Below are 12,136 nucleotides of genomic sequence, written 5' to 3'. Positions count from 1 at the left end.
CCGTGGCTTCCACGAACGACCTCAAGAACGGCATGGTGCTCAAGCTCGACGGTGACCAGCTCTGGTCCGTCGTCGAGTTCCAGCACGTCAAGCCCGGCAAGGGCCCGGCCTTCGTGCGCACCAAGCTCAAGCACGTGCTCTCCGGCAAGGTCGTCGACAAGACCTTCAACGCCGGCACGAAGGTCGAGACGGCCACCATCGACCGCCGTGACATGCAGTTCTCGTACATGGACGGCGAGTACTTCGTCTTCATGGACATGAGCACCTTCGACCAGCTGATGGTCGACAAGAAGGCCGTCGGCGACGCCGCCAACTTCCTGATCGAGGGCTTCACCGCCTCCGTCGCCCAGCACGAGGGCGAGGTGCTGTACGTCGAGCTGCCGGCCGCCGTCGAGCTCGTCATCGAGCACACCGACCCGGGCGTCCAGGGCGACCGCTCCACCGGCGGCACCAAGCCCGCCAAGCTGGTGACCGGCCACGAGATCCAGGTCCCGCTCTTCGTCACCACCGGCGAGACCATCAAGGTCGACACCCGCACGAGCTCCTACCTCGGCCGGGTGAACAGCTAACCGTGGCTGCCCGGAGCAACGCGCGCAAGCGCGCTTTCCAGATCCTCTTCGAGGCCGACCAGCGCGGTGTTCCCGTGCGTGAGGTCCTCGCGGACTGGATCCGCCACTCGCGGTCGGACGACCGGCAGCCGTCGGTCGCCGCCTTCACGATGGATCTCGTCGAGGGTTACGCCGACAAGGTGAACCGGATCGACGATCTGATCATCACCTACGCCGTGGACTGGGAGCTCGACCGCATGCCGGTCGTCGACCGGAACATCCTGCGGCTGGGCGCCTACGAGCTGATCTGGGTCGACGAGACCCCGGACGCCGTGGCCATCGACGAGGCCGTCCAGCTCGCCAAGGAGTTCTCCACGGACGACTCCCCGTCGTTCGTGAACGGGCTCCTGGGTCGCTTCAAGGACCTCAAGCCGAACCTGCGCCGCAGCGAGAGCTGACGCGCGGCACCGCGCTCACGGAAGGGCCCGCAGCGAACGCGCTGCGGGCCCTTCCGTCGGTCGTGGGTCGGGCCGCCGACCGGCCCGGACGCGGACGTGAAAAAACCGGTGGGTGCCGGCCCCCCTTCGGGACCCGGCACCCACCGGTAAACGTTTCTGCTGGGCCGGGACGGCCCCGGGGACTAGACGTCCTCGTGAGCCACCGCGCGCCGCGCGTCGGCGTCCAGCACGCCCCAGCTGATCAGCTGCTCGGTCAGGACCGAGGGGGACTGGTCGTAGATGACGGCCAGGGTGCGCAGGTCGTCCTGGCGGATCGACAGCACCTTGCCGTTGTAGTCACCGCGCTGGCTCTGGATCGTGGCGGCGTAACGCTGGAGCGGCCCGGCCTTCTCGGCGGGCACGCCCGCCAGACGCTCCAGGTCGAGGCGCAGCTTCGGCGGCGGCTCGGCGGCTCCGCCGGGAGTCGTGCCCGGAAGCAGCTCCTGCACCGGGACCCCGTAGAAGTCGGCCAGCTCGGCAAGACGCTGGACGGTCACGGCGCGGTCCCCGCGCTCGTAGGAACCGACCACCACGGCCTTCCACCGGCCCTGGGACTTCTCCTCGACACCGTGGAGGGAAAGGCCCTGCTGGGTGCGGATGGCCCGGAGCTTGGCCCCGAGCTGTTTGGCGTATTCGCTGGACATAACGCTCCCGGACGCTGTGACGCTGTGACGACATGGGACAACGTGCGGCTCCGCCGCGCGGCTGGTAACTCACTGTGAGGCTACGCAGCGTTACGTGGATGCGTCAAGCCGAATGCCGGCCGGGCCCCACCCGCGAGGGGTCCGGCCCGGCCCGGTGCGGGCCCCGCACCCGGCCCCTGCTACGGTGGACGGCGTACTGCAGACGTCCTTTAAGGTCCGTCCCGTGAGGCGGAGAAGGAGGTCCTTTCCATGGACACCCAGCTTTCCACGCCCGACCCGGACCCGATGCGCCCCGTTCTGGACACCCAGGACATCGCCCGGGTCCTGACGCGCATCGCCCACGAGATCGTCGAACGCGCCAAGGGCGCCGACGACGTGGTCCTCCTCGGCATTCCGACCCGCGGTGTCTTCCTCGCCCGCCGGCTGGCCGAGAAGCTCGAAGAGATCACCGGTACGAAGATCCCGGTCGGCTCCCTCGACATCACCATGTACCGCGACGACCTGCGCCTGAAGCCCGCCCGGGCGATCGGCCGCACGGAGATCCCCGGCGACGACATCGACGGTCGCCTCGTGGTCCTCGTCGACGACGTGCTCTTCTCCGGCCGCACCATCCGCGCCGCCCTCGACGCCCTCGGCGCGATCGGCCGCCCCCGCGCCGTGCAGCTGGCGGTCCTCGTCGACCGCGGCCACCGCGAGCTGCCCATCCGCGCCGACTACGTCGGCAAGAACCTCCCCACGTCGCTGCGGGAGACCGTGAAGGTCCAGCTCCAGGAGGAGGACGGCCGAGACGCCGTACTGCTCGGCCAGCGGACCGCCCAGGCAGCCGGACAGCAGTAGCGCCCGCCGGTCCGGATCCCGCCCGGCGGGGTCCGTACCGCGGTTCGCCCTGCCCGTACCCCGGCGCGCCCGCCAGCCCGCCCGCCCTCCCGACCTACGGAGCCATCCAGATGAAGCGCCACCTCATCTCGGCCGCCGACCTCACCCGCGACGACGCCGTCCTGATCCTCGACACCGCCGAGGAGATGGCACGCGTCGCGGACCGGCCGATCAAGAAGCTGCCCACCCTGCGCGGCCTCACGGTCGTCAACCTGTTCTTCGAGGATTCGACCCGCACCCGGATCTCCTTCGAGGCCGCCGCCAAGCGGCTGTCCGCGGACGTCATCAACTTCTCCGCCAAGGGTTCGTCCGTTTCCAAGGGCGAATCGCTGAAGGACACGGCGCTGACCCTGGAGGCCATGGGCGCGGACGCCGTGGTCATCCGCCACCACGCCTCCGGCGCCCCCTACCGGCTCGCGACCTCCGGCTGGATCGACTCCGCCGTGGTCAACGCCGGCGACGGCACCCACGAGCACCCCACCCAGGCCCTGCTGGACGCCTTCACCATGCGCCGCCGCCTGGTCGGCCGCGACGCCGGGCTCGGCAAGGACCTCTCCGGCCGCCGGATCACCATCGTGGGCGACGTCCTGCACAGCCGGGTCGCCCGCTCCAACGTCCTGCTGCTGCACACGCTGGGCGCCGAGGTCACCGTGGTGGCCCCGCCCACGCTGGTGCCGATCGGCGTCGAGAGCTGGCCCTGCGAGGTCTCGTACAACCTCGACGAGGTGCTGCCCAAGTCCGACGCGGTCATGATGCTGCGCGTGCAGCGCGAACGCATGAACGCCGCCTTCTTCCCGACCGAGCGCGAGTACTCCCGCCGGTACGGGCTCGACGGCGAGCGGATGGCCCGGATGCCCGAACACGCCATCGTCATGCACCCCGGCCCGATGAACCGCGGCATGGAGATCACCGCCCAGGTCGCCGACTCCGACCGCTGCACGGCCGTCGAGCAGGTCGCCAACGGCGTCTCCACCCGGATGGCCGTCCTGTACCTGCTGCTCGGAGGCTCCGAGCCCGCCGTCACCACCACCCCCGCAGCCGCCCGTACCGAGGAGAGCAAGTAACCATGAGCAAGATCCTTATCCGTGGCGCGAAGGTACTCGGTGGCGAGGCGCAGGACGTACTGATCGACGGCGAGACCATCGCCGAGGTCGGACAGGACCTGTCCGCCGAGGGCGCGACCGTCATCGAGGCGGCGGGCCGGGTCCTCCTGCCGGGCCTCGTCGACCTGCACACCCATCTGCGCGAGCCCGGCCGCGAGGACAGCGAGACCGTGCTGACCGGCACCCGTGCCGCGGCCTCCGGCGGCTTCACCGCGGTGTTCGCCATGGCGAACACCTTCCCGGTCGCCGACACCGCCGGTGTCGTCGAGCAGGTGTGGCGACTGGGCAAGGAGTCCGGCTACTGCGACGTGCAGCCCATCGGCGCCGTCACCGTCGGCCTGGAGGGCAAGCAGCTCTCCGAGCTGGGCGCCATGCACGACTCCGCCGCCCGCGTCACCGTCTTCTCCGACGACGGCAAGTGCGTCGACGACGCCGTGATCATGCGCCGCGCCCTGGAGTACGTGAAGGCCTTCGGCGGCGTCGTCGCCCAGCACGCCCAGGAGCCCCGCCTGACCGAGGGCGCCCAGATGAACGAGGGCATCGTCTCGGCCGAGCTCGGCCTCGGCGGCTGGCCGGCCGTGGCCGAGGAGTCGATTATCGCCCGCGACGTCCTCCTCGCCGAGCACGTCGGCTCCCGCGTGCACATCTGCCACCTCTCCACCGCCGGCTCCGTCGAGATCGTCCGCTGGGCCAAGTCCCGAGGCATCGACGTCACCGCCGAGGTGACCCCGCACCACCTGCTCCTCACCGACGAGCTCGTCCGCTCGTACAACGCGGTCTACAAGGTCAACCCGCCGCTGCGCACCGAGCGCGACGTGCTGGCCCTGCGCGAGGCGCTCGCCGACGGCACGATCGACATCGTCGCCACCGACCACGCCCCGCACCCGCACGAGGACAAGGACTGCGAGTGGGCCGCCGCCGCCATGGGCATGGTCGGCCTGGAAACCGCGCTGTCCGTCGTCCAGCAGACGATGGTCGAGACCGGACTGCTCGACTGGGCGGGCGTCGCGGAGCGCATGTCCTTCGCCCCGGCGCGCATCGGCGGCCTGGAGAACCACGGCCGACCCGTCTCGGCAGGTGAACCCGCGAACCTGACCTTGGTCGATACCTCGTACCGTGGTGTCGTGGACCCCGCACACTTCGCCTCCCGCAGCCGCAACACGCCTTACGAGGGCCGTGAGCTGCCGGGGCGCGTCACTCATACCTTCCTGCGGGGCCGGGCAACGGTCGTGGACGGGACATTGGCGTGACACCTGCAGTGATCCAACTGGCCGCAGAGGCTGCCGAGCGACAGTCGGCGGAGGTGACGGACTGGGGCGCCCGCATCGCGTGGGTGATCGGTCTGCTCGTCTTCATCGCGTTCGTGTACTGGCTGATGCGGCAGGGCTGGAAATGGCGCGGCGCACTGCAGAGCGATCTGCCGGAGCTGCCCGTCGCACCCGACGGACTCCCCGAGCACCGACTGGCACTGACCGGCCGCTACCACGGTTCGACCACCGCCGGGCAGTGGCTGGACCGGATCGTCGCCCACGGACTGGGCGTCCGCAGCCGGGTCGAGCTGACGCTCACCGACACGGGCCTGGACGTGGTCCGACCGGGTGCCACCGACTTCTTCGTACCGGCCGCGCAGCTGCGCGGCGCCCGCCTCGACAAGGGAATCGCGGGCAAGGTACTCACCGAGGGCGGTCTCCTCGTCGTCACATGGGCGCACGGCGACAAGCTGATCGACTCCGGATTCCGCTCCGACCGGGCGGCCGAACACGCCGCCTGGGTTCGAAGCATCGACACGCTGGTAACACAGAACTCATCCATCACGACGGAAGGCGCCGAACGATGACGACCTCCACCAGGGGAGCAGCCAAAGCTCCCGCCGTACTCGTCCTGGAGGACGGTCGCATCTTCCGCGGCCGTGCCTACGGCGCTGTGGGGGAGACCTTCGGCGAGGCCGTGTTCTCCACCGGGATGACCGGCTACCAGGAGACCCTCACCGACCCGTCGTACCACCGGCAGGTCGTCGTGATGACCGCGCCGCACGTGGGCAACACCGGCGTCAACGACGAGGACCCCGAGTCCTCCCGCATCTGGGTCGCCGGCTACGTCGTGCGCGACCCCGCCCGGGTCCCCTCCAACTGGCGCTCGCAGCGCTCGCTGGACGAGGAGCTCGTCGAGCAGGGCGTCGTCGGGATCTCCGGCATCGACACCCGCGCCCTGACCCGCCACCTGCGCGAGCGCGGCGCCATGCGCGTCGGCATCTTCTCCGGCGACGCCTGGACCGGCGTGCGCGACGAGACGCTGCTGGCCCGCGTCAAGGAAGCCCCGCAGATGAAGGGCGCCGACCTCGCCGCGGAGGTCGCCACCAAGGAGGCGTACGTCGTTCCCGCGATCGGTGAGAAGAAGTTCACCGTCGCCGCGATCGACCTGGGCATCAAGGGCATGACCCCGCACCGGATGGCCGAGCGCGGCATCGAGGTGCACGTGCTGCCCGCGACCGCGACCGTCGAGGACGTCTACGCGGTCGACCCGGACGGCGTGTTCTTCTCCAACGGCCCGGGCGACCCGGCCACCGCCGACGGCCCCGTCGCCGTCATGCGGGGCGTCCTGGCCCGCCGGACGCCGCTGTTCGGCATCTGCTTCGGCAACCAGATCCTGGGCCGCGCGCTGGGCTTCGGCACCTACAAGCTGAAGTACGGTCACCGCGGCATCAACCAGCCCGTCCAGGACCGCACCACCGGCAAGGTCGAGGTCACCGCGCACAACCACGGCTTCGCCGTCGACGCGCCCCTCGACAAGGTGTCCGAGACCCCTTACGGCCGCGCCGAGGTCTCCCACGTCTGCCTGAACGACCAGGTCGTCGAAGGCCTGCGGCTGCTCGACCAGCCCGCCTTCTCCGTCCAGTACCACCCCGAGGCGGCCGCCGGCCCGCACGACGCCGCGTACCTCTTCGACCGTTTCACGGCTTTGATGGAATCCGCCCTGATGGAGGCCGAGCGTGCCTAAGCGCACCGATATCCAGTCCGTCCTGGTCATCGGCTCCGGCCCGATCGTCATCGGTCAGGCAGCCGAGTTCGACTACTCCGGTACCCAGGCCTGCCGCGTCCTCAAGGCCGAGGGCCTGCGGGTCATCCTGGTGAACTCCAACCCGGCGACGATCATGACCGACCCGGAGATCGCCGACGCCACGTACGTCGAGCCGATCACCCCCGAGTTCGTCGAGAAGATCATCGCGAAGGAGCGCCCCGACGCGCTCCTGCCCACCCTCGGCGGCCAGACCGCGCTCAACACCGCGATCTCCATGCACGAGCAGGGTGTGCTGGAGAAGTACGGCGTCGAGCTGATCGGCGCCAACGTCGAGGCCATCAACAAGGGCGAGGACCGCGACCTCTTCAAGGGCGTCGTCGAGGCCGTCAAGGCCAAGATCGGCTACGGCGAGTCCGCCCGCTCGGTGATCTGCCACACGATGGACGACGTCATCGAGGGCGTCGACATCCTCGGCGGCTACCCCGTCGTGGTGCGCCCGTCCTTCACCATGGGCGGCGCCGGTTCCGGCTTCGCCCACGACGAGGACGAGCTGCGCCGCATCGCCGGCCAGGGCCTGACGCTCTCCCCGACCACCGAGGTGCTCCTGGAGGAGTCCATCCTCGGCTGGAAGGAGTACGAGCTGGAGCTGATGCGCGACACCAAGGACAACGTCGTCGTCGTCTGCTCCATCGAGAACTTCGACCCGATGGGCGTCCACACCGGCGACTCCATCACCGTCGCCCCGTCGATGACGCTCACCGACCGCGAGTACCAGCGACTGCGCGACATCGGCATCGCGATCATCCGCGAGGTCGGCGTCGACACCGGCGGCTGCAACATCCAGTTCGCGATCGACCCGACCGACGGCCGCGTCATCGTCATCGAGATGAACCCCCGCGTCTCGCGTTCCTCGGCGCTCGCGTCGAAGGCCACCGGCTTCCCGATCGCCAAGATCGCCGCCAAGCTGGCCATCGGCTACACCCTCGACGAGGTCCCCAACGACATCACCGAGAAGACGCCAGCCTCCTTCGAGCCGTCCCTCGACTACGTCGTCGTCAAGGCCCCGCGCTTCGCGTTCGAGAAGTTCCCGGCCGCCGACGCCACCCTCACCACCACCATGAAGTCGGTGGGCGAGGCCATGGCCATCGGCCGCAACTTCACCGAGGCCCTGCAGAAGGCCCTGCGCTCGCTGGAGAAGAAGGGCTCGCAGTTCACCTTCGTCGGCCCCACCGGCGACAAGGAGGAGCTGCTCGCCACGGCGGTCCGCCCCACCGACGGCCGCATCAACACCGTCATGCAGGCCATCCGCGCCGGCGCCACCCGGGAAGAGGTCTTCGAGTACACGAAGATCGACCCCTGGTTCGTCGACCAGCTCTTCCTGATCAAGGAGATCGCGGACGACCTGGCCGCCTCCGAGAAGCTCCAGCCGGAGCTGCTCGCCGAGGCCAAGCGCCACGGCTTCTCCGACCACCAGATCGCCGAGATCCGCGGCCTGCGCGAGGACGTCGTCCGCGAGGTCCGCCACGCCCTCGGCGTCCGCCCCGTCTACAAGACGGTCGACACCTGCGCCGCCGAGTTCGCCGCGAAGACCCCGTACTTCTACTCGTCCTACGACGAGGAGTCCGAGGTCGCCCCGCGCACCAAGCCCGCGGTGATCATCCTGGGCTCCGGCCCGAACCGCATCGGCCAGGGCATCGAGTTCGACTACTCCTGCGTCCACGCCTCCTTCGCCCTCAGCGACGCCGGCTACGAGACCGTGATGGTCAACTGCAACCCCGAGACCGTCTCGACGGACTACGACACCTCCGACCGCCTGTACTTCGAGCCGCTGACGCTCGAGGACGTGCTGGAGATCGTCCACGCCGAGTCGCTGGCCGGTCCCATCGCCGGCGTCATCGTCCAGCTCGGCGGCCAGACCCCCCTCGGTCTCGCCCAGGCCCTCAAGGACAACGGCGTCCCCGTCGTCGGCACCTCCCCGGAGGCCATCCACGCCGCCGAGGACCGCGGCGCCTTCGGCCAGGTCCTCGCCGACGCCGGCCTGCCGGCCCCCAAGCACGGCACGGCCACCACCTTCGCGGGTGCCAAGGCCATCGCCGACGAGATCGGCTACCCGGTCCTGGTGCGCCCCTCGTACGTGCTCGGCGGCCGCGGCATGGAGATCGTCTACGACGAGACCCGGCTGGAGTCGTACATCGCCGAGTCCACCGAGATCTCCCCGACCCGCCCCGTGCTGGTCGACCGCTTCCTCGACGACGCCATCGAGATCGACGTCGACGCCCTCTACGACGGCACCGAGCTCTACCTCGGCGGCGTCATGGAGCACATCGAGGAAGCCGGCATCCACTCCGGCGACTCGGCCTGCGCCCTGCCCCCGATCACCCTCGGCGGGCACGACATCAAGCGCCTGCGCGCCTCCACCGAGGCCATCGCCAAGGGTGTCGGCGTCCGCGGCCTGATCAACATCCAGTTCGCCATGGCCGGCGACATCCTCTACGTCCTGGAGGCCAACCCCCGCGCCTCCCGGACCGTGCCCTTCACCTCGAAGGCCACCGCCGTCCCCCTGGCGAAGGCCGCCGCCCGCATCTCGCTCGGCACCACCATCGCCGAACTCCGCGAGGAGGGCATGCTGCCCAGGAACGGCGACGGCGGCACCCTGCCGCTCGACGCGCCGATCTCCGTCAAGGAAGCCGTCATGCCCTGGTCGCGCTTCCGCGACATCCACGGCCGCGGCGTCGACACCGTCCTGGGCCCGGAGATGCGCTCCACCGGCGAGGTCATGGGCATCGACTCCGTCTTCGGCACCGCCTACGCCAAATCGCAGGCCGGAGCCTACGGCCCGCTGCCCACCAAGGGCCGCGCGTTCATCTCCGTCGCCAACCGCGACAAGCGCACGATGATCTTCCCGGCCCGCGAACTCGTCGCCCACGGCTTCGAACTGATGGCCACCTCCGGCACCGCCGAGGTCCTGCGCCGCAACGGCATCAACGCCACCGTCGTGCGCAAGCTCAGCGAGGGCGAGGGCCCGAACGGCGAGAAGAACATCGTCCAGCTCATCCACGACGGCCAGGTCGACCTGATCGTCAACACCCCGTACGGCACCGGTGGCCGCCTCGACGGCTACGAGATCCGCACGGCGGCCGTGGCGCGCAGCGTCCCCTGCCTGACGACGGTCCAGGCGCTCGCCGCCGCCGTCCAGGGCATCGACGCGCTCAACCGCGGCGACGTGGGCGTCCGCTCCCTCCAGGAGCACGCGGAGATCCTGACCGCGGCCCGCGCCTAACACCCGTACAGCCCGGACACGGGAGGGGGGACACCGGTTTCACGACGGGTGTCCCCCTTTCCATGAGCGCAGAGGGATCCTCTCCACGATGTACAAGCTCTTCTTCAACCTGGTCTTCAAGCGGATGGACCCGGAGCGGGCCCACTACGCGGCCTTCCGCTGGATCCGCCTCACCGCCCGCACCCCCGTGCTGCGCACCTTCGTCGCGGCCGCGCTCGCACCGCGCCACGAGGAGCTCCGCACCGAGGCCCTCGGCCTGCGGATGCACGGACCCTTCGGCCTCGCCGCCGGCTTCGACAAGAACGCCGTCGCCATCGACGGGATGTCGATGCTCGGCTTCGACCACGTCGAGATCGGTACGGTCACCGGTCAGGCCCAGCCCGGCAACCCCAAGAAGCGGCTGTTCCGCCTCGTCGCCGACCGGGCGCTGATCAACCGCATGGGCTTCAACAACGAGGGCTCCGAGGCCGTCGCCGAACGCCTCGCGGCCCGGAACCCGGTCTTCCGGACCGTCGTCGGCGTCAACATCGGCAAGACCAAGGTCGTCCCGGAGGCCGAGGCCGCCGCCGACTACGTGCTGTCCACCGAGCGCCTGGCCCGGCACGCGGACTACCTCGTGGTCAACGTCTCCTCGCCGAACACCCCGGGCCTGCGCAACCTCCAGGCGACCGAGTCGCTGCGCCCGCTGCTCACCGCCGTCCGCGAGGCCGCGGACCGGGCGGTCACCGACCGGCGCGTCCCGCTCCTCGTCAAGATCGCTCCGGACCTGGCGGACGAGGACGTCGACGCGGTCGCCGACCTCGCCCTGGAACTCGGCCTGGACGGCATCATCGCCACGAACACCACCATCGCCCGTGAGGGGCTGGGCCTGAAGTCCTCCCCCTCCCTGGTGAAGGAGACCGGCGGACTGTCCGGTGCGCCGGTCAAGGAGCGTTCGCTGGAGGTCCTGCGCCGCCTGTACGCGCGCGTCGGCGACCGGATCGTCCTGGTGGGCGTGGGCGGCATCGAGAACGCCGAGGACGCCTGGCAGCGCATCCTCGCGGGCGCCACCCTGATCCAGGGCTACAGCGCCTTCATCTACGAGGGCCCCTTCTACGCCCGCGCCATCCACAAGGGCCTGGCCGCGCGCCTGGCCAACAGCCCGTACGCGACCCTGGCCGAGGCCGTGGGCGCCGAGACCCGGAAGGCTGCGCTGTGAGCCCCGTGACCCCCTTCGGAACCCGTCTGCGCGCCGCCATGGACGCGCGGGGCCCGCTGTGCGTCGGCATCGACCCGCACGCCGCCCTGCTGGCCTCCTGGGGCCTGGGCGACGACATCGCGGGCCTGGAGCGGTTCTCCCGCACCGTCGTGGAGGCCCTCGCGGAGGAGGTCGCCGTCTTCAAGCCGCAGGCCGCCTTCTTCGAGCGGTTCGGCTCGCGCGGCGTCGCCGTGCTGGAGAAGACCGTCGCGGACGCGCGCGCCGCCGGGACCCTCGTCGTGATGGACGCCAAGCGCGGCGACATCGGCTCGACGATGGCCGCCTACGCCTCCGCCTTCCTGGACCCGTCCTCGCCGCTGTTCTCGGACGCCCTGACGGTCTCCCCCTACCTCGGCTACGGCTCGCTGAAGCCGGCCGTCGACCTGGCGCGGGAGTCGGGCGCCGGCCTGTTCGTCCTGGCCCTCACCTCCAACCCGGAGGGCGCCGAGGTCCAGCGGGCCCTGCGCGAGGACGGCCGTACCGTCGGCGCGACGATGCTGGCGCACCTGGCGGCGGAGAACGCCGGCGCCGAGCCGATGGGCTCCTTCGGCGCGGTGGTCGGCGCCACCCTCGGCGACCTGTCCTCCTTCGACCTCGACATCAACGGCCCGCTGCTGGCCCCCGGCATCGGGGCCCAGGGCGCGACGGCCGCCGATCTGCCGGCCGTCTTCGGCCGGGCCGTCGGCAACGTCGTGCCGAACGTGTCGCGCGGCGTCCTGAAGCACGGCCCTGACGCGGCGGCCCTGCGCGCCGCCGCGAAGGGCTTCGCCGACGAGGTCCGCGCGGCCGTCGCCGGCTAGCGCGTCGGGAGCACCCGGAAACCGGTGGGGGGGGGCCGCGGGTTGAGCCGGGGCGGCCCCCCCCCGGCCCCCGGGGGGGGCAGGGACGAACAGCCCGACCCCGACACAGAAACAAAGGGGGGAAAGGAAGGCC

At 70.7% G+C, this 12,136-nt stretch carries 11 protein-coding genes; 10 read left to right on the top strand and 1 reads right to left on the bottom strand.

The window, feature by feature from the left end:
- Positions 1-2 precede the first annotated feature (2 nt).
- On the top strand, positions 3-569 hold the full coding sequence (efp, locus tag AB0D46_RS34240) for an elongation factor P (RefSeq protein WP_362883377.1): 567 nt from the start codon (positions 3-5) through the stop codon (positions 567-569).
- 2 nt (positions 570-571) lie between these two features.
- Positions 572-1,006, top strand: a complete 435-nt coding sequence (gene nusB / locus AB0D46_RS34235) for a transcription antitermination factor NusB (RefSeq protein WP_362883375.1) — start codon at positions 572-574, stop codon at positions 1,004-1,006.
- A gap of 182 nt (positions 1,007-1,188) precedes the next feature.
- Here the strand turns inward: nusB and bldD are convergent, their stop codons facing one another.
- The gene (gene bldD, locus AB0D46_RS34230) at positions 1,189-1,689 is read right to left on the bottom strand and encodes a transcriptional regulator BldD (RefSeq protein WP_030026184.1); all 501 of its coding nucleotides are present in this window, start codon (positions 1,687-1,689) and stop codon (positions 1,189-1,191) included.
- A gap of 249 nt (positions 1,690-1,938) precedes the next feature.
- Between bldD and pyrR the strand changes: the two genes are divergently transcribed.
- From pyrR to pyrF, 8 genes are all read left to right on the top strand, one after another.
- Positions 1,939-2,526: a bifunctional pyr operon transcriptional regulator/uracil phosphoribosyltransferase PyrR gene (gene pyrR / locus AB0D46_RS34225; RefSeq protein WP_362883373.1), complete on the top strand. Its 588-nt coding sequence runs from the start codon at positions 1,939-1,941 to the stop codon at positions 2,524-2,526.
- Between the two features lie 110 nt (positions 2,527-2,636).
- On the top strand, positions 2,637-3,629 hold the full coding sequence (locus tag AB0D46_RS34220; protein WP_362883372.1) for an aspartate carbamoyltransferase catalytic subunit: 993 nt from the start codon (positions 2,637-2,639) through the stop codon (positions 3,627-3,629).
- 2 nt (positions 3,630-3,631) lie between these two features.
- Positions 3,632-4,918, top strand: coding sequence for a dihydroorotase (locus tag AB0D46_RS34215; RefSeq protein ID WP_362883371.1), 1,287 nt, complete (start codon positions 3,632-3,634; stop codon positions 4,916-4,918).
- Positions 4,915-5,505, top strand: coding sequence for a hypothetical protein (locus AB0D46_RS34210; RefSeq protein WP_362883369.1), 591 nt, complete (start codon positions 4,915-4,917; stop codon positions 5,503-5,505). Before AB0D46_RS34215 ends, AB0D46_RS34210 begins: the two co-directional genes overlap by 4 nt.
- Positions 5,502-6,665, top strand: coding sequence for a glutamine-hydrolyzing carbamoyl-phosphate synthase small subunit (gene carA, locus AB0D46_RS34205; protein WP_362883368.1), 1,164 nt, complete (start codon positions 5,502-5,504; stop codon positions 6,663-6,665). The genes AB0D46_RS34210 and carA overlap by 4 nt, the downstream gene beginning before the upstream one ends.
- On the top strand, positions 6,658-9,966 hold the full coding sequence (carB, locus tag AB0D46_RS34200; RefSeq protein ID WP_362883366.1) for a carbamoyl-phosphate synthase large subunit: 3,309 nt from the start codon (positions 6,658-6,660) through the stop codon (positions 9,964-9,966). The genes carA and carB overlap by 8 nt, the downstream gene beginning before the upstream one ends.
- Positions 9,967-10,054: 88 nt before the next feature.
- Positions 10,055-11,164, top strand: a complete 1,110-nt coding sequence (locus AB0D46_RS34195; RefSeq protein WP_362883365.1) for a quinone-dependent dihydroorotate dehydrogenase — start codon at positions 10,055-10,057, stop codon at positions 11,162-11,164.
- Positions 11,161-12,003, top strand: a complete 843-nt coding sequence (gene pyrF / locus AB0D46_RS34190; RefSeq protein WP_362883364.1) for an orotidine-5'-phosphate decarboxylase — start codon at positions 11,161-11,163, stop codon at positions 12,001-12,003. Before AB0D46_RS34195 ends, pyrF begins: the two co-directional genes overlap by 4 nt.
- Positions 12,004-12,136: the final 133 nt, after the last annotated feature.

The organism is Streptomyces sp. NPDC048383 (assembly GCF_040651775.1).
GTDB lineage: Bacteria > Actinomycetota > Actinomycetes > Streptomycetales > Streptomycetaceae > Streptomyces.
The sequence above is the reverse complement of the archived record's forward strand: the minus strand, read 5'-3'. Positions and strand labels throughout refer to the sequence as shown.